This is a genomic window from Gordonibacter sp. An230, assembly GCF_002159915.1.
GTDB lineage: Bacteria > Actinomycetota > Coriobacteriia > Coriobacteriales > Eggerthellaceae > Rubneribacter.
The window spans coordinates 24,369-41,004 of sequence record NZ_NFJP01000024.1; the positions used below are offsets into that span (position 1 = coordinate 24,369).

Annotated in this window: 18 protein-coding genes; all 18 read right to left on the reverse strand. The window is 68.2% G+C overall.

Features of this window, described 5'->3' with window-relative positions:
• Window positions 1-86: 86 nt before the first annotated feature.
• Window positions 87-641, reverse strand: coding sequence for a 2-oxoacid:acceptor oxidoreductase family protein (locus tag B5F40_RS11915; RefSeq protein ID WP_087194505.1), 555 nt, complete (start codon window positions 639-641; stop codon window positions 87-89).
• Window positions 638-1,483 carry a thiamine pyrophosphate-dependent enzyme gene (locus B5F40_RS11920; protein ID WP_087194506.1) on the reverse strand — a complete coding sequence of 282 codons (846 nt, stop codon included), beginning with the start codon at window positions 1,481-1,483 and terminating at the stop codon, window positions 638-640. The genes B5F40_RS11915 and B5F40_RS11920 overlap by 4 nt, the downstream gene beginning before the upstream one ends.
• A 3-nt stretch (window positions 1,484-1,486) precedes the next feature.
• Window positions 1,487-2,569, reverse strand: coding sequence for a 3-methyl-2-oxobutanoate dehydrogenase subunit VorB (locus B5F40_RS11925; RefSeq protein ID WP_087194507.1), 1,083 nt, complete (start codon window positions 2,567-2,569; stop codon window positions 1,487-1,489).
• A 5-nt stretch (window positions 2,570-2,574) separates the two neighbouring features.
• A complete protein-coding gene (locus tag B5F40_RS11930) occupies window positions 2,575-2,781 on the reverse strand; it encodes a 4Fe-4S binding protein (protein ID WP_087194508.1) in 207 nt (68 codons plus the stop codon).
• 124 nt (window positions 2,782-2,905) lie between these two features.
• The gene (locus B5F40_RS11935) at window positions 2,906-3,631 is read right to left on the reverse strand and encodes a nucleotide-binding protein (protein WP_087194509.1); all 726 of its coding nucleotides are present in this window, start codon (window positions 3,629-3,631) and stop codon (window positions 2,906-2,908) included.
• Window positions 3,628-5,418 (reverse strand): AMP-binding protein, encoded by a 1,791-nt coding sequence (locus tag B5F40_RS11940; protein ID WP_087194510.1) that lies wholly within the window; start codon window positions 5,416-5,418, stop codon window positions 3,628-3,630. Before B5F40_RS11940 ends, B5F40_RS11935 begins: the two co-directional genes overlap by 4 nt.
• 132 nt (window positions 5,419-5,550) lie before the next feature.
• Window positions 5,551-6,132 (reverse strand): helix-turn-helix domain-containing protein, encoded by a 582-nt coding sequence (locus tag B5F40_RS11945; protein WP_087194546.1) that lies wholly within the window; start codon window positions 6,130-6,132, stop codon window positions 5,551-5,553.
• Between the two features lie 219 nt (window positions 6,133-6,351).
• Window positions 6,352-8,238 (reverse strand): transcription antitermination factor NusB, encoded by a 1,887-nt coding sequence (locus B5F40_RS11950; protein WP_239443038.1) that lies wholly within the window; start codon window positions 8,236-8,238, stop codon window positions 6,352-6,354.
• Window positions 8,231-9,184: a methionyl-tRNA formyltransferase gene (fmt, locus tag B5F40_RS11955; protein ID WP_087194511.1), complete on the reverse strand. Its 954-nt coding sequence runs from the start codon at window positions 9,182-9,184 to the stop codon at window positions 8,231-8,233. Before fmt ends, B5F40_RS11950 begins: the two co-directional genes overlap by 8 nt.
• Before the next feature lie 2 nt (window positions 9,185-9,186).
• Complete coding sequence (def, locus tag B5F40_RS11960) at window positions 9,187-9,729, reverse strand: peptide deformylase (protein WP_204217397.1); 543 nt, start codon at window positions 9,727-9,729, stop codon at window positions 9,187-9,189.
• Window positions 9,730-10,525: 796 nt separating this feature from the next.
• Window positions 10,526-11,467, reverse strand: a complete 942-nt coding sequence (locus B5F40_RS11965) for an SPFH domain-containing protein (RefSeq protein ID WP_087194512.1) — start codon at window positions 11,465-11,467, stop codon at window positions 10,526-10,528.
• Window positions 11,464-11,892 (reverse strand): NfeD family protein, encoded by a 429-nt coding sequence (locus tag B5F40_RS11970; RefSeq protein ID WP_087194513.1) that lies wholly within the window; start codon window positions 11,890-11,892, stop codon window positions 11,464-11,466. Before B5F40_RS11970 ends, B5F40_RS11965 begins: the two co-directional genes overlap by 4 nt.
• Before the next feature lie 152 nt (window positions 11,893-12,044).
• Window positions 12,045-12,392: a DUF4176 domain-containing protein gene (locus tag B5F40_RS11975; protein WP_087194514.1), complete on the reverse strand. Its 348-nt coding sequence runs from the start codon at window positions 12,390-12,392 to the stop codon at window positions 12,045-12,047.
• Window positions 12,379-13,266 carry a hypothetical protein gene (locus B5F40_RS11980; RefSeq protein WP_087194515.1) on the reverse strand — a complete coding sequence of 296 codons (888 nt, stop codon included), beginning with the start codon at window positions 13,264-13,266 and terminating at the stop codon, window positions 12,379-12,381. Before B5F40_RS11980 ends, B5F40_RS11975 begins: the two co-directional genes overlap by 14 nt.
• Window positions 13,263-14,126: a hypothetical protein gene (locus tag B5F40_RS11985; RefSeq protein WP_087194516.1), complete on the reverse strand. Its 864-nt coding sequence runs from the start codon at window positions 14,124-14,126 to the stop codon at window positions 13,263-13,265. Before B5F40_RS11985 ends, B5F40_RS11980 begins: the two co-directional genes overlap by 4 nt.
• Before the next feature lie 5 nt (window positions 14,127-14,131).
• Window positions 14,132-15,622, reverse strand: a complete 1,491-nt coding sequence (locus B5F40_RS11990) for a hypothetical protein (protein ID WP_087194517.1) — start codon at window positions 15,620-15,622, stop codon at window positions 14,132-14,134.
• Window positions 15,619-15,960 carry a hypothetical protein gene (locus B5F40_RS11995; protein ID WP_087194518.1) on the reverse strand — a complete coding sequence of 114 codons (342 nt, stop codon included), beginning with the start codon at window positions 15,958-15,960 and terminating at the stop codon, window positions 15,619-15,621. The genes B5F40_RS11990 and B5F40_RS11995 overlap by 4 nt, the downstream gene beginning before the upstream one ends.
• Window positions 15,957-16,235 carry a hypothetical protein gene (locus B5F40_RS12000; protein WP_087194519.1) on the reverse strand — a complete coding sequence of 93 codons (279 nt, stop codon included), beginning with the start codon at window positions 16,233-16,235 and terminating at the stop codon, window positions 15,957-15,959. Before B5F40_RS12000 ends, B5F40_RS11995 begins: the two co-directional genes overlap by 4 nt.
• Window positions 16,236-16,636: the final 401 nt, after the last annotated feature.

Here is a 16,636-nt window from a genome sequence, read left to right on the forward strand (position 1 = left end):
CATCCCGCCCGAGCGCGCCTCGCGCATCCGCTCAGGCAGGCCGCTCGGAGAGCAGCGGCCGAACCGTCGGACGGAGGCGGGGGCCGTCAGGCCGCCGGCTCCGCCTCGGCCCTCATGCCCAACGCAAGCGCCCGCTTGTTCAGCTCCAGCATCTCGGCCTTGCGGGCGGGCACGCACGCCTCCATGGCCTTCCACAGCGCCTCCTCGCCGCAAAACGACGTCTCGGCGTACAGGGCGCCGGCGAGGATGATGTTGGCGAGCTTTTTGAAGCCCGCCTCCTCGGCCATGGCCGTGGCGGGAACGGCTCGAACCCGCACGCCCGGAATGACGGGTATGCGCTTGACGAGCGTGGAGTCGGCCACCACGACGCCGCCTTCGACCACGCTGCCCTCGAACTTGTCGAGCGAAGGCTGGTTCATGGCCACGAGCGCGTTCGGGGCGAGCACGAGGGGGCTTCCGATGGGATCGTCGGACAGGCACACGCTGCAGTTCGCGGTGCCGCCGCGCATCTCGGGGCCGTAGGAGGGAAGCCACGACACCTCGCGGCCCTCCACGAGTCCGGCGTAGGCGATGAGCTTGCCGGCGAAAAGAACGCCCTGCCCGCCGAACCCGGCGAGCACGATGTCGAGGCTGCGGCTCATCGCGCACCTCCTTCCGTCTGCGAGGGCTGGTTCGCGACCGGGCAGTCCGCAGAGCGCGCCGCAGCGGCCTCAGCGGCGTTCGCGAAGCCCTCCGCGCGCACGTCCTTGTACACGCCCAGCGGATAGTACGGCAGCATGTTCTCCCGCATCCACGAAAACGCCTCCTGCGGCGTCATGCCCCAGTTCGTCGGGCACGTGGACACCACCTCGACAAGCGAGTAGCCCACGCCGTCGATCTGATTCTCGAACGCCCGCCTGATGGCTTTCTTCGCCTTGCGCACGTTCTTCGGGCAGTCCACGGTGACGCGCTCCAAGTACGCCACGCCGTCAAGCGAGCTCAACAGCTCGCACACGCGGATGGGATACCCCGCGCTCGCCACGTCGCGACCGTAGGGCGAGGTCTGCGTCACCTGGTTCGGCAGACTCGTGGGCGCCATCTGCCCGCCCGTCATGCCGTAGATGGCGTTGTTGATGAAGATGACGGTGATGTGCTCGCCGCGCGTGGCCGCGTGCACCGTCTCGGCCATGCCGATGGAGGCGAGGTCGCCGTCGCCTTGGTAGGCGAACACGACGCCCTCCGGATGCACGCGCTTCACCGCCGTAGCCACCGCCGGAGCGCGGCCGTGCGCGGCCTCGATCATGTCGCATCCGAAGAAATCGTACGACGTCACCGAGCAGCCCACGGGGGCGACGCCCACCGTGCGCCCCTCGACGCCCAGCTCGTCCAACGTCTCGGCGACGAGCCGGTGCACGATGCCGTGCGTGCAGCCCGGGCAGTAGTTGGTCACGACCGGCAAAAGCGCATGGGGCCTCTCGAACACGACCTTGGATTGTGCAGCCATGGCCTACTCCCCTCCCTTCCCGACGAAGCGCCCGTTCATGTCCACGATCTTGGCCAGCACCTCCGCCGGCGTGGGGACCACGCCTCCCGCATGCCCGAAGAACTCCACCGGCCGCCGACCGTTCACGACGAGGCGCACGTCATCCACCATCTGGCCCATGTTCATCTCCACCGACAGGTACGCCTTGGACGCGGGCACCGTGGCCTCGAGGACGTCTTTGGGAAACGGCCACAGCGTGACGGGCCGGACGAGCCCGGCGAGCACGCCCGCATCGCGCGCGGCGACAACAGCGCTTCGCGCGATGCGGGCCGAAGCCCCGAAGGCCACGAGCACGATGTCGGCATCGTCGACGAGGAACGCCTCGGCGCGCTGCTCATCGCGCTCGATGCGGGCATAGCGCTCGAAGCGCTCGACGTTGAGGCGCTCGAGGGCCTCGGCCGTGAGGTACAGAGAGTTCGCCACATTGTGCGGACGCGCGTCCGCATGCCCAGTGGTGGCCCAGGGCTTCGCGGGCAGGTCGGCGGGATCGAGCGGCTCCGGCAGCTCCACCGGCTCCATCATCTGGCCCAGCATGCCGTCCGCGAGGATCATCGCAGGGGTGCGGTAGCGGTCGGCCACCTCGAACGCCTCCCGCACGAAGTCGGCCATCTCCTGCACCGTGGAAGGCGCGTACACCACCACGTGGAAGTCGCCATGGCCGAGCGCGCGCGTGGCCTGCCAGTAATCGGATTGGGACGGCTGGATGCCGCCGAGGCCCGGGCCGCCGCGCTGCACGTTGATGATGACGCCCGGCAAATCGGCGCCGGCCATGTAAGATATGCCCTCGCCCTTGAGCGAGATGCCGGGACTCGACGACGACGTCATCGCGCGCGCTCCCGCAGCCGCGGCGCCGTACACCATGTTGATGGCCGCGATCTCGCTCTCGGCCTGCAGGTACGTACCGCCGACCTTCGGCATGCGCTTTGACATGTAGGCCGCAAGCTCGGTCTGCGGCGTGATGGGATAGCCGAAGAAGAACCGGCATCCCGCACGTATGGCGCTCTCGGCCAGGGCCTCGTTGCCCTTCATGAGCACTTTCTCTGCCATAGGGCTCACCTCTCTACTGTGATGGCGACGTCGGGGCACATGATGGCGCACGACGCGCAGCCGGTGCAGCGCGCCTCGTCGACGCACTGGGCCGGATGGTAGCCCTTCGCCGTGATCGTGTCGGCGTCGAGCTCGATGATGTGCACGGGGCATGCGTCGACGCACAGGCCGCATCCTTTGCAGAAGGTGTCGTCTACGCTGATTCTCGCCATGGTCCGCCTCTCTCGCGTCTCTCTTCTCCTCCGCGCCCCAATGCGCGCGGAGCGCCTCGTCCTCCCGAAACGTTCCGCGCCCGGGGGGCGACTGCCGCCCGCAAGCGCACGGAGCCCGTCTCGTCTATTCCCAGGGTGTCTGCGCATATACTCGCACAGGATAAAGCCCATGCCCACCGTCGGTTTGCCGAAAGCGGCCGTTTTGCCGGTCGGCGAACGGCCCGGCCAGCTCGGCGGGAACCGCCGTGAACGCGATAGGCAAGTCGGCGGCTTGCGCGACCGCCTCAGCGAACGGCACGCCCGCCTCGAGGACGGACAGGTCGGTTTCGGCTTTGAGATGCGTGTTGTTCGCAATCGCGGTCGCGCGCAGACGGCAGGCGGCTTCGATCTCCCGCAGGATCGCCACCGCCCCTCCCGCGTCCCGAGAAAGGACGCGGCTGCGGTTCACCACGTAGAGCATCTCGTAGGGCCCGGCCGCCACCGCGCGCGCGAAGCGCCCGAGGGCCGTCGCGCCCGCGTCGTCGCCGCCCGCGTCCACGATGAGCAGCCGCCCCTCCCCCGCGCGCGCCCGCTCGATGGCCGGCAGGATGGTGCCCGACAGGCTCGGCCCGTCCAGGTTCGTGCCGGCGAACACGGGCGCGATCACGCGCACGCCCGCCTCGTCGAGCAGCGCGCGGTAGTCGCTCGAGCGGAAGAACGGGTTCACCACGTCGAGGTCCGCCACCGCGACCTCCAGCCCGCGCGCCGCCGCGTCGAGCGCCAGGTTGAGCGCGAGGTTGGTCTTGCCCACGCCGTAGTGCCCGGTGACCACGAGGACGGGCGCGGCGGGCGCCCAGGCGGGCGCCGTCACACCAATCCCTCGGGGGTCTTGGGCCTCTCGTCCGCCTCGCGGATGGCGGCGCGGCGGATCTTGCCGTTCACGGTCTTGGGCAGCGCGCCCACGTACTCCACGATGCGCGGGTACTTGTAGGGGGCGGTGCGCTTCTTCACCCAGGTCTGGAGCTCGCGCGTGAGCTCGGAGGAGCCGGCGAAGCCCTCGGCCAGCACGATCGTGGCCTTCACGGCCTTGCCGCGCACCGGGTCGGGCACGCCCGTGACCGCACACTCGCGCACGGCCTCGTGCTCCAGAAGCACGCTCTCGATCTCGAAGGGCCCGATGCGGTAGCCGCTCGACTTGATCACGTCGTCGTTGCGGCCCACGTACCAGAAGTAGCCGTCCTCGTCGCACCAGGCGGTGTCGCCGGTGTGGTACCAGCCGCACGTCATGGCCGCGGCGGTCTTCTCAGGGTCGCGGTAGTACTCCAGCATGATGCCGGCGGCCTTATCGTGCACGTCGATGCACACCTCGCCCGTCTCGCCCGTGTCGCAGCGGCTGCCGTCCTCGCGCTGGATCTCCACGTTGTACAGCGGCACCGGCTTGCCCATGGAGCCCGGACGCGGCACCGATCCCGTGAGGTTCGCGATGGTGAGCGGCGTCTCGGTCTGGCCGAAGCCCTCGTAGATGGTGAGGCCCGTGTGCTCCTTCCAGAAGTCGAACAGGTCGGGGTTCAGCGCCTCGCCCGCCGTGGTGGAGTACATGAGCGTGTGCAGGTCGTAGGCGTCCACGTCCTCGGCCATCATCATGCGGTACATCGTGGGCGGGCAGCACAGCGTCGTGATGCCGTACTTCCCGATGAGCGAGAGTATCTCGGAGGGATGGAAGCGGTCGAAGTCGTAGGTGAACACGCACGCCTCCATGAGCCACTGGCCGTAGTACTTGCCCCACACGGCCTTGCCCCAGCCGGTGTCGGCGATGGTGAAGTGCAGGCCGTCGGGCTGCACGTTGTGCCAGTGCTTGGCCGTGACCAGGTGCGCGATGGCGTACTCGGAGTCGTGCAGCACCATCTTGGGGTTGCCCGACGTGCCGGAGGAGAAGTACATGAGCATGGGGTCGGCGGCGGCCGTCTCCACACGTGCGAAGTCGGCGCTCGCCGCGCGCACGCCCGTGTTGAAGTCGAGCCAGCCCGCGCGCTCGGCGGGCGCGGCGCACACGCCGTCCGGGCCGGAGAGCGCCTCGCCAAGCGGCAGCCCGTCGTCGGGGAACACGAGGTTGCCCTCCGCGTCCTCGGGCGTGAGCCCGCCGCCCGCGCCGTTCACGAGGATCTTCGCCTCGAGCGTGGGGCACGCGCCCGCCACGTTGTCCACCACGTCGGCGATGTCGCCGAGCGAGGTGGCGATGACCGCCTTGATGGACGCGCCGTTCAGGCGGTACTCCAGGTCGTGCTCCTTGAGCATGAAGGTGGCCGGCACCATGACCGCGCCCAGCTTCGCGAGCGCCGTGGCCACGAACCAGAACTGGTAGTGGCGGCGCAGGATGACCATGACGTAGTCGCCGCGCCCGATGCCCGCGTCCGCCAGGAAGTTCGCGGTCTTGTCCGACCAGCGCTTCATGTCGGCGAACGTGAACACGTGCTCCTCGCCCTCGGGGTTGCACCACACCATGGCGCGGCGGTCGGGGTCGTTCTCGGCAATGTCGTCGACCACGTCGTAGCCGAAGTTGAAGTGCTCGGGGCAGTTAACGGCGAAATCAACGAGCAGGCCTTCCTCGTCGTAGGCCTCGTGAACGTAACGGAGATGGATGTTCCTCGTGGTGTGCATGGATGCGGCTCTTTCTCGCAGGATGCGGCGGGCAGGCTCGCCGCAAGGCGGATGATGTCGTCGAGCGGAACGGCGCATGCGCCCCGCCCACCGACGCGGAAGTCGCGTCACAGGGGGGGGGGGCGCATGCGCCTAGATAATCTCTCCGCCCGGCTTCATCACAACGGCCAGGAACACGCATGGTTCGCCGCCCGTGGCTATCATGCCGTGACCCCGTCCGGAGTCGTACATGAGCACGTCGCCCGCTTCGAGTTCCTCCACATGGCCCTCGTAGGCGAAGCGCATCCTGCCCGAGATGACGAAGTCGAGCTCTTGCCCTTCGTGGTAGGACAGGTGGATGGGCCGGTCTTGCTCCTCCTCGAGGTACGGCGCCGTGACGAGGAACGGCTCGGCCAGCTTGTTCTTGAAACGCGGCGCCTTGTGCAGGTACTCGAACCCCGCACGGCGTTTGATGGACAGCCCTTCGTTCGCGCGAACGAGCGAGTACCCCGACAGATGCGGATCCTCGCCGGTGAGCAGCTCGATGACGTCCACGCCGAGACGCTGGGCGCACTTGTAGAGGAATGTGAACGACAGATCCTCGTCGCCAGACTCCTGCGCGGCGTACTCGGCCACCGACCGCCCCGTCGCGTCGGCCATCTCCTGCATGGTCAGGCCCATATCCTCGCGCAGCGCTCGAATGCGCCCCGCCACCTCTTCGATGTTCGGCTCCATGCTCTCGGACCTCCTTCGCTGCTGCGCGGCTTTCATTCTGAAAAAGTCGTTTCATTGTAGAGCAAACCGGGCGAAACAAAGCGAAAAAGTCGGAAAACCCCGTGCACGATGGGTGCGCGGCATGCACCATCAAGGTCGCCATGCCGGGAAAACCCGCGCAACGTGAGCGCCACAGCGCGCGGCAGCCGACGCATCGGACGCCCGAGCGCGGCCTTCGCCCTACGGGCAGGAGGCTCCCCCATCATCGACTCGCGCGAACCGCACGGCGAAATGGGCGTCGGGCGAACCCTCCGAGAGCCTCGTGGCGATGCAGGATCCTCCGGCTATGGGAGCGAGACGGAAACGCGAACCCTCCTCGGTCTTGAGGAACGCCTTCGCCACGGCGTCGTTCTCCATGCGGGTCACCGTGCAGGTGGCGTACGTCAGCGTGCCCCCGGGGTTCACATGGGAGGCGAGCGCCCGCAACATAGCCACCTGCTGGCGCGCCATGTCGACGATCGCGCCGGGCTTCAAACGCCAACGGATCTCGGGATGGCGGCGCAGCGTGCCGAGGCCCGAGCAGGGCGCGTCCAGGAACACCGCGTCGAAGGACCGCCCCGGCAGAAGCTCGTCCGCGCTCAGCACGTCGCCGACGAGCGCCTCGGACACGCGGATGCCGCAGCACTCCACGCGCTCCTCGAGCACCTTCTTCTTGAACGCGCGATTGTCGAGCGCGACGTACTCCTCGATCTGGGCTTCCCACCGCCGCAACGCGCCGTTTTGGATGAGGATCGTCTTCGTCGCGCGGCCCGATCCCACCTCAAGAAACGACGTCGGCCTCTCCTCGGGAAGCGCGTTTGCCGCCACCCACTGAGAAGCGGCGTCGGACACGAGGATGCGCCCTTGCTTCAAAAGGCGCTTCACGTCGGGGACAAGCAGCGTTCGAGGGTCGTCCAAACGCAGGCACCCCGGCACCTCCACCCCGTCGATCTCCACGCGCTCGAACTGCTCCCCTATGCGCTCGAGCGTGCGCAAGACCAGATCGTCGCGCGTCTTCGCAGCGTTGACGGCCACGAACAGCGGCGCGGGCTCGTTCGAGGCGCGCATGAACTCGAAAGCGGCTTCGGGGCCTAGGTCGTTCATGAGCAGGGCGGCCTGCCACGTCGGGAACGCATGGAGGCGCGCAAGCGCTTCGATGTCTTTGTTCGGATCGGCGAAGGGGAACTCGGCGCGCAGGCGCACGAGTTGGCGCAAGACGTAGTTGGTCAGGCCCGCGGCAGGCGGCGCGACGGACTTCACAAGCTCCACGCCCTGGTCGACGGCGGCATGGAAGCGCTTGTCGAGGAAGAGCACCTCGTAAGCCGAGATGCGCAGGGCATCGCGCACCTGGGGGCTCACATCGCGGGGGTCGTCCAGCACGCGGTTGATGATCTCGTCGAGAGTGCCTGTCGAGCTGACCACCCCGAGCACGAGCCGCGTTGCGAACGCGCGGTCCTCGGGCGTGAGCGACGAGTCGTCGATGTCCTTCGCGATGAGGTCCTGGGCGTACGCCCTGCGCTCGCGGACCTCGCGCAGGACGGCCAGCGCCGCAAGGCGCGCGGGCGTCGCCTTCGTGCGCAGAGGCCGGGGGCGGTCGGATCGGCCCGCGTAGCCGGAAGGCGCGCGCTTGCCGGCCGCATCAGAGCGGGCGGAGCCGCGCTCGTCGGAGCGCGGCGCCTCGGAAGAGCCGGGGGCGCTCCGGACGCCTCGCCGGGCGCCGGCCGAAGCGCCCCCGGAGCGCGAGGGGCGCCGGCCGTCGCGCTCCGGGCGAAAGCCTCGAGCATCGCCACCGCGCGCAGGACGCACGCCCTTCCCGCGGCTCTCGCGGATGGAACGCGCATCGTCCCCGATAGAAACCGCATCGCGGCCTTCGCCGCCATGATGGCCGCGGCGTTGCGGAGCGTCGGAACGCTCGCCTTTTCGACGCGGAGCGCCTGAGCGCGCAGACGCTCGGCCCTCGCCGTCGCGGCGCGGGGCGCCCTTGCCCTTCCCGCCGCGCGGGGCGCCCTTGCCGAGGTTCTTCCCGCCGCGCGGGGCTCCGGACCGGCCGCCACGGGGCGGCCGGCTATCGCTTCGCTTCTCAGACACAGGGCTCCTCCCAGGTCAGGTTTCCGTCCTTGATGCCATGGACGCCGGCGGCGAACGCCTTGGCGTCCATGGCCTGCTTGCCGTCGGGCTTGCAGGAGAGCACCTCGAGCGCTCCTTCGGCCGTGCCGAGGAGAAGCCGCTTTCCGACGAAGCGCACTCCGCCGGGCGCGAGGCCCTCCGCAAGCGCACGCGCGTCCCCTTCCGCTTCGGAGGCGCTCAGCACCGTGAGGCCCCTTCCCGCCACGACCGCACGCGAAGGGTGCGCGGCGCTCGAAGCCCTCACCCGTCGCTCGAGGACGCGTGCGGGGGCCTCGGGCGAGAGGTCGAGCTCGCCTTTGGCCACCTTCTCGGCGTACGTAGCCCGCCTCTCGTCCTGCTCGGTCCACACGTCGGCCCCGCGCTCCACCCGCACGAGCGCCGTGAGCAGGGCATGCGACCCGAGGTCGGCCAGCTCCTCGGTCAGGTCGTCCGCGCTTTTGCCGGCGACCGAAGTCGTGCGGCACACGCAGTAGGCGCCCGTGTCCAGGCCCTCCTCCATGCGCATGACGCACACGCCCGTCTCCTCGTCGCCCGCCAAGATGGCGCGCTCGACGGGGGCGGCGCCGCGCCAGCGCGGCAACAGCGACGCATGCACGTTGAGGCACCCGAAGCGAGGCAGGTCGAGCACCTCCTTCGGCAATATGGCGCCGTAGGCCGCCACGCAAACGACGTCGGGCTCGAACGCCGCCAGCTCGCGCTGCACAGCCTCGTCGCGCAACGAGCGCGGCGTGCGCACGGGAAGCCCCAGCCGCTCGGCCGATGCCTTCACCGGAGACGCCTCGAGCCGCCTGCCGCGCCCGCGAACCGCGTCGGGACGCGTGTAGACCGCGGCCACCTCGTGCTGTTGCGCGAGGTTCTCCAGAATGGCGGCCGCGAAGCACGGCGTGCCCATGAACACGACGCGCATCGTCAACGCACCTGCGCTTCCACCGACGTCTCGCCGGGACGCGCCCCGGCGGCCAAAGCGAGCTCGTAGTCGCGCAGCGCCTGGATGCGCACAAGGGGGTCGCAGCGCTCGAACATCGTGATGCCGTCGAGGTGGTCGAGCTCGTGCTGCAGGCAGCGGCCGAGCAGTCCGTCCCCTTCGACCTCCCACTCCTCGCCGTCCAAGTCGAAGTAGCGCACGCGCGCGAACGGAGGACGGGCGATGGGCACGGAGATGCCAGGGCACGACAGGCAGCCCTCGCCCTCCGCGACCGGATCGCCCTGCGTCTCAACGAGCACGGGGTTCACCAGCACGAGCGGATCTTGCTCGCCGTCCTCCTGGTCGCAGTCCACCACCACGAGGCGCTTCGTCACGCCCAGCTGGGGGGCGGCCAGGCCGCACCCGTCGTTTTTGTACATGGCCTTGGCCATTTGCTTAGCCAGCTTGCGCAGGCTTTTGTCGCCCAGCTCGCACGGCTCGCATACCGTGTTGAGGATGGGGTTGGGAGATCGCACGATGGATATCATGGTCGGCACGCCCTTCTGTTGCGATGAAACGCGCCGCAGGTCGCGACGCGGAATGGTTCCGCAGGCCATTGTCCGCAATCGCGGACGCCTTGTCCAGACCGCAGGGAAAGTTCCACAGAACGCCGCCAGCGCGAGGCCGGGGAAAGCGCCCAATCGGGAAAGCGTCCGCAGCCCGATGCGGCGGCGAGCGGGCGGCGGATCGGAGCAGAGGCTTCGGATCCACGGGGATGGGACGCAACGCGAGCCCGCCCGAAGGAGCGGCGCTTCGGCGGAGGCGGCGCGCATCCCGATTCGCCCCCGCCCGGCCGGGACGAGGCGAGGCGGAGGGGGGATCGGAACCGACGCGCGTCGGACGGACGGGCCCGGCCCCCTCACGGCCTTCACCAGGCGATCCCGACGTCTCGCTTTCCGGAGCCTCCGTCGACAAAACCCGAGACGGCAAGCTCCTCGGCGACATCTTGCCGAAGCGCCTCTCGGACCGAAGAAGAGCACCGAAACGGCGGCGCTTCGAAGAGGGAGCGAACGTTCCGACCGCACCGGACCCCAACCCCCGCCCTCGCCTTTCGGCGGCGCGCCGAAGAGCCCTCGCCGCTCCATCGCCGAGAGATCCGAACGCGAGGCCGCCTCGAGGAGGGTCGATATCGGACGGGAAAGCCGATGCGGAATCGCCGCCGAGCTCCGTGCATGCCGAGACAGGCGCGAAACCCTTTCGGAAGGAGAGCCGCGCCTGCGAAGCCCCGCCACGAACCCGAGACCCCCCCCCCGCTCATCCAGCGAAGGGCACCCGGGTGCCGGGCTACGCCCCCTTGGTACCCTGCGGAGCGTCGTCGGCGACGACCTCCTTCAGCGATGCCGCCAAGCCGGCCAACCCTTGGATCTCGGAGGGGATGATCAGCTTCGTGGCGCGTCCGTTGGCGACGGACTTGAGCGCCTCGTACGCCTGAAGCGTGAGCACGGCGCCGTCGGCCCCGGCCTCGCGCACCATCCTGATGCCCTCGGCCGTCGCGCGCTGGACGTTCAGGATGGCCTCCGCCTCGCCCTCGGCCTCGCGAACCTGCTTCTCCTTTTCGGCCTCGGCGGCGAGGATGACCTTCTGCTTGTCCGCTTCGGCGGCCAGGATGATGGCCTGCTTCTCGCCCTCGGCGATGGTGATCGCCGACTGCTTCTCGCCTTCCGCCAGAAGTATCGCCTCGCGTTTCTCGCGCTCGGCCTTCATCTGCTTCTCCATGGACTCCTGGATGGCCGCAGGAGGCGTGATGTTCTTCACCTCGACGCGGTTCACCTTGATGCCCCAGGCGTCCGTGGCCTCGTCCAAGATGGAGCGCATCTGGGAGTTGATGGTGTCGCGCGAAGTGAGCGTCGTATCGAGGTCGAGCTCGCCAATGATGTTGCGCAGCGTCGTTGCCGAGAGGTTCTCGATAGCCACGATGGGATTGTCAACTCCGTAGGTGTAGAGCTTCGGATCGAGCACCCGGAAGAACACGACCGTATCAATGGACATGGTGACGTTGTCCTTGGTGATGACCGGCTGTGGGGGAAAGTCGAACACCTGCTCCTTGAGCGAGACGAAGGGGCGCACGCGATCTATGAACGGCAGCTTCACGTGAACGCCGTTGCTCCATGTGGCGAGATAGGAACCGAGCCTCTCGACCACGGCGGCCTCCGCCTGCGGCACGATTTTCACGCACGTGACGCTGAACAGCACCACGAGCACCACGAGCACGATGAGGACGATCATCGCTGCCTCCTTTCGACGATGAGCCTGACGCTTTCCCGCCCGACCACCACCACGCTCTCGCCGACGGGAATGGGGTTACCGTCGGCAGATCGGGCGGCCCAGGTCATATGGTCAGACGTCTCAACGCGACCCGTCATCAGATCGTTGTCCACAGCCTCGCGCACCACGGCATGCTCGCCGAGAACCGAGGGCTCCTCTTTCTTGCCGCGCTCGCGGTACCTGACGAACACAGGACGCAGCACCGCCAAACACAGAACCGACACCGCGAGGAATACGAGCACTTGAACGAACAGACTGGCCCCAAGCACGTTCGCGACGAACGCGGCAAGCCCGCCCACGACGAACCACAGGGTGACGAGGCTCAACGATACGACTTCGATCACGGCCATCACGGCCGCGACGACCAACCATGCAATGGGGCTCACAGTCTCTCCTTTCCTGTTGGAAGTATAGCAGAAACTTCAAGACCCAAAGCCCCGAAAAAGCGATGGAGCGCGCTTGGCCCGGCCAGCCCTGAAAGGCCGGGCGAAGCCCCCTCGCCGCCGGAGGCCGTCCGCCCGGCCCGTCGTCCTGGCAGCTATCTCGCGCTCGCACGCTCGGGAGGCCACGATGCGTCCCGCGCCCCTTCGAGGTAAGCCTCCACCGCGTCGACGAGCGCGTCGTCGCGGGAGGATCTCAGGCCCTCGAAGAAGACGCGCTCCACCCGGTCTCGGGAGAAGAGCAAGGAGTGCTCGGCGTCCACCAGCCCCTCCGGATACGGGACGCCGAGGTAGTCCCACACGAGCCCCTCCTCGTCCCGAAGAGCCCTGCCGATCACGGCAAGCGGGACCGACGCGCCGGCAACCGCCACCACGCTTCCCACCGGGAGGAGCCGGATTCCCTCCCGCTCCCCTTTCTCACCATGCGGCCCATCAGGATCGATCATTGCTTCTCCCTTCGTTCGAATCGCTTGCCTTGGCTCCGCGCCGCGGCGGCTTGGGCCAGCGCACGCGGTAGAGCTTGGTGAAGAACTGCCCGAATAAGACGTTCGGATTGGCATGGGGGCTCGTCTGGCGCGCCTTGCCCGACAGCCGCCAACCCCTCGTGCGCTTGAAGCGGAAGCGCGGCTCCAGGTGGGCGAGCAGGGCGTCCGCGTCCCCCTTGACGAAGGTCGCGGGGTCGACCACGACGTCCCACACGCATTCGAGCCCCTCCCCCCAGCAGAACCTCAGGACGAGCATGTCCTCGGCGCGCCAGGCGCACGTGATCCACCCGTAGGGCAGGCGCATCCACGACCTCCCGGCCCGGCCGCGCCGCCCCGTCTCCGCCTCCTTCGGGACGCGCACGCCGCTGAAGCCGTCGAGGACGTCCATGCTCTCCCGGCGCGCCTCGACGCGGGCGGGATGGCGCTCGCCCGAGCGGGAGAGGTGGATCTCTTGCGACCGATACCAGCTCCCCCTGCTCCGACCGAATTTGGAGAACCTCCAAACATAGAAGCGCTCGCTCAAAGACAGGAGGACCAAGCACGGAAACCCCACTGCGAAGGGCACGGACACAAGCGGGAAGACCGGCCAGAGAAGGTACAGCATGAAACTGTGGCGCGTGGCCATGGCTGAGAAGCCGGGCCACTCGCCTCCGCCCTCAACCCACACGACGGTCATTTGGACTGCCACGACAACGAGCACGACGCAGAAAAGGGCCAGCACCTTCCTGCCATGCGACATGGTGACGACGCGGTAGCGCCCGTAGACGTTGCCCTGCGCCCCCCGCGGCCGCGCCTCGAACAGGACGGGGTCGTCCTCGCGCTCCACAGCGCTCATGACTCGGCCTCGCTCCCCTTCGCCCGCTTTCCGCGCCGCGGCGGCTTGGGCCAGCGCACGCGGTAGAGCTTGGTGAAGAACTGCCAGAAGAAGACGTTCGGACTGGCGTAGTCGCTCGTCTGGCGTGGGCCGTCCGGCTTGCAATTGTAGCTCGTGCGCTTGAAGCGGAATCGCGGCTCCAGGTGGGCGAGCAGGGCGTCCGCGTCCCCCTTGACGAAGGTCGCGGGGTCGACCACGACGTCCCACACGCATTCGAGCCCCTCCCCCCAGCAGAACCTCAGGACGAGCATGTCCTCGGCGCGCCAGGCGCACGTGATCCACCCGTAGGGCAGGCGCATCCACGACCTCCCGGCCCGGCCGCGCCGCCCCGTCTCCGCCTCCTTCGGGACGCGCACGCCGCTGAAGCCGTCGAGGACGTCCATGCTCTCCCGGCGCGCCTCGACGCGGGCGGGATGGCGCTCGCCCGAGCGGGAGAGATGCCGCCTCTGCCCTTCCGACGAGTAACCTCGGAGCAACGTGCATTTCGAGAACCGTCCGACGAAAAACGACTCGCTGCACGACAGGATCAGGAAAACGGGGAACCATACGATTATCGCCGGCGAAAGGATCGGGACAACCGGCCACAAGAAATACATCGTGAAATGATGGCGCGTCAGCCCGGTGGAGAAGCCGGGCCACACGCCCCCGTTCTCGAGCCAGAGCGCGAGGAGGGTCGCCGCCGCCCACCATACCACGGGGCAGAACAATGCAGCCACCTTCCTGGCGTGCGACATGGTGACGACGCGGTAGCGCCCGTAGACGTTGCCCTGCGCTCCCCGAGGCCGCGCCTCGAACAGGACGGGGTCGTCCTCGCGCTCCACGGACCTCACCTCGCCATCCCGGTCGGCGCGGTGACGAGCTGCTCCCAGAACGCCTCGGCGCATCCGTTGGCGAAGGCGTGGCCGCCCCCGGCGTACCACCATTCGTCGATGTCGCCCTGAACCGTTCTCCCGTCTCCGTCAAGGTCGGACTCGAGATAGGTTTCAACTCCCTGAGAGAAGACAAGACCGACCACAGCCCCCACCACCACCCCCGCAGGCCCTCCTAACGCAAGCCCCGCAACGGCACCTTCCAAAGCCCCCGCTCCCGCCGCCGCGAGAGACCCGATGGCGGCGGCCTCGGCATCGGAGCGCCTGCGATCCTCGTCCTTCCCCTCGCCCTCCTTGTAAGTCGAGCCGTAGGCGCTCGCCGCGCCCGCGCCTACGAAGAACATCGAAAGCAGCCCGCCTCCCGCCCTCAGTCCGGACGCCTTCGCTTTGGCTGCGGCCTCCACCTCCTCGGCCGCGAAGACCGCTCCCGGGCGGGCGTGCTTTCCGATGTTGTCGGCGCTGATGCGCGTGGTCATCTTCTGCGCGCCCTCGGCCATCGTGAAGCCCGAGAACACGATCTTGCCGTCAGAGGTGAACCGGTACGTGCCCGCCTTCTCGATGCCGACGGCGCGCAGCACGTCCGAAGCGGTCGCCTTGCCGTCGAGCTCCGCCTTGAGCGCCGCGAGGTCGATGCTCGCGCCGAGGCCGGTTTCGGCGAGCGCGGCGATAAGCTCGCTCGAAAGGAGGCCGGAAGCCGTCCCGGCGAGAGGGAACCTCTTGCCCGAGACGTACGCCCACGCGCCGTCCTCCGAGACGCACACCATGCCCGGCTCCTTGCGCGTCGCCTCCAGCAGCACCTGGTCGGCCACTTTCGCGGCCTTCTCCCGAAGCTCGACGCTCCACGACATGTCGAGCGCGCCCCATCTGCCCGCCTCCGCATCGAACCCCGACGACGACACGGCCGCGCATCCCCGGGCAAGGCACGAGGTCAGATCCGCGAGATCCCCTTCGTAGGCGCCGTTCGTCTCGTCGCAGTAGGAGTACACCTTCGACAGCATGTCGCCCGCCAGGTTGGCGGCGTCGTAGGCGAAGGCGGCGGCTTCCTCGTACATCCTCGCAAGGCCGGCGCTGCCCACTGTCCCGTGCAGCGCCCATCGCGCCCGCTCCTCCATCAGTCTGGCTTGGGAGAGAGCGTCGCTTTGACGGTCGAGCCACTCCCGCTCGCTCACACGCTCGCAGCCTTCGAAATAGCCCGCCAGGGCCGATGACACCCGCTCGTCCGCCTGCATCGTCCGCTCGGCCGCCGTCGTCAGGGCAGAGAGCAGCGCGCCGTAGGAGGCGATCCGGTCCTTCGACGCCTGCCATCCCGCCCCCGTCAAGAGCGTGTCCTGGGAAAACCCCTCGACGGAAAGCAGCTTCGAGGCGGCCTCGTCCCGAAGCGCCTCCAGGGCCTCCTTCTTGCGCTCGATCTGCTCCATGACCGCCGCGGGCCTGATCTCGATCGTCATCGTCCATCTTCCTCCCTCAAGGCCCGCAGATGCCGCTCGTAGAGCTCTTCGCGACGCCGGTCGAGCGACGAGCGCTCTTCGAGGTTCTCGTCCAGAAGATCCCCCACCGTCGTCCGGCACTCGGCTTCGAGCGCCTCGGACATTTGGAGCAATCGGAAAAGACGTCCTTGGCCTTGCGGACCCGAAGGCGTCGACGCCGCGCACTCGTCGAGCCACGACCTCCGCCAAAGAGAGAAGCGCTCGAAGTCGTCCCATGCCTCCTCGAGAAGCGCGCGCCGCTTCCGATTCGCACCCTGGGCGTCCTCGATTTGGAGTATGGCCCGCTCCATGCCCTTCATTCGAACCCCTTGGCACTGGCGGTGTCCGCCGCCTCGTACGCCTCGGCCGCCTTCTGCACGTTGCCGGCGTCCGCATCGAGAGAGGCCAGGAGGGTTTCGCCGCAGGATTTCAGATCATGATGGCTGTTGTACACCCCGCTTTCCGCAAGGGTGTTGTCGTCGTCGACTCCGTAGAGCCCTTCGGGCCTGAAGCCCGTGCGCAAAAGACCCGACCATAAGGCGGCCTGCGCGTCATTGGACAAGATGGGATGGTCCATGTCCACCTCGATTCGCACATGTTCGATAACCTTTCGACAAATATTATCATAAAGGTATCAGTAAAGCACGGGGAAAGCGAGCGGCATCCCGCTGCCATCGAAGAGCGGCTGATCGTCAAACGCGAGCGGAGCACGGCATCGGGCGGAAAGGGGCGGGTCGAGCGCGCGACGGCCCACTTTTTCGCCATCCGACGCCATTCAGCCCAGCTCGCATCTTCGCGAAGCGGAGTCAGCGCCCATGCACGAGGAAGCGAAGGCGCGGCAAGCCGGGGGGTTGTCCGAAACGGAAGGAAGACGAAGCCGGAAGGCTCCGAGGAGCGGAGGGCGCGCCTTTCCGTCAGGCCGAAACAGGGCAAGCGGGGCTGCAGGCCGAAAGTCGCTGCAAGCCCGCGAAGGGAGAGCCGGAGCGCGGGGCCGTG

What these genes read in the sequence shown, in the direction of transcription:
- def (WP_204217397.1), bottom strand. Translation starts at nt 9,729, where the DNA reads ATGATATCCATCGTGCGATCTCCCAACCCCATCCTCAACACGGTATGC.
- fmt (WP_087194511.1), bottom strand. Translation starts at nt 9,184, where the DNA reads ATGCGCGTCGTGTTCATGGGCACGCCGTGCTTCGCGGCCGCCATTCTG.
- B5F40_RS11930 (WP_087194508.1), bottom strand. Translation starts at nt 2,781, where the DNA reads ATGGCGAGAATCAGCGTAGACGACACCTTCTGCAAAGGATGCGGCCTG.
- B5F40_RS11975 (WP_087194514.1), bottom strand. Translation starts at nt 12,392, where the DNA reads ATGATCGATCCTGATGGGCCGCATGGTGAGAAAGGGGAGCGGGAGGGA.
- B5F40_RS11990 (WP_087194517.1), bottom strand. Translation starts at nt 15,622, where the DNA reads ATGACGATCGAGATCAGGCCCGCGGCGGTCATGGAGCAGATCGAGCGC.
- B5F40_RS11940 (WP_087194510.1), bottom strand. Translation starts at nt 5,418, where the DNA reads ATGCACACCACGAGGAACATCCATCTCCGTTACGTTCACGAGGCCTAC.
- B5F40_RS11915 (WP_087194505.1), bottom strand. Translation starts at nt 641, where the DNA reads ATGAGCCGCAGCCTCGACATCGTGCTCGCCGGGTTCGGCGGGCAGGGC.
- B5F40_RS11995 (WP_087194518.1), bottom strand. Translation starts at nt 15,960, where the DNA reads ATGAAGGGCATGGAGCGGGCCATACTCCAAATCGAGGACGCCCAGGGT.
- B5F40_RS11980 (WP_087194515.1), bottom strand. Translation starts at nt 13,266, where the DNA reads ATGAGCGCTGTGGAGCGCGAGGACGACCCCGTCCTGTTCGAGGCGCGG.
- B5F40_RS11945 (WP_087194546.1), bottom strand. Translation starts at nt 6,132, where the DNA reads ATGGAGCCGAACATCGAAGAGGTGGCGGGGCGCATTCGAGCGCTGCGC.
- B5F40_RS11920 (WP_087194506.1), bottom strand. Translation starts at nt 1,483, where the DNA reads ATGGCTGCACAATCCAAGGTCGTGTTCGAGAGGCCCCATGCGCTTTTG.
- B5F40_RS11925 (WP_087194507.1), bottom strand. Translation starts at nt 2,569, where the DNA reads ATGGCAGAGAAAGTGCTCATGAAGGGCAACGAGGCCCTGGCCGAGAGC.
- B5F40_RS11965 (WP_087194512.1), bottom strand. Translation starts at nt 11,467, where the DNA reads ATGATCGTCCTCATCGTGCTCGTGGTGCTCGTGGTGCTGTTCAGCGTC.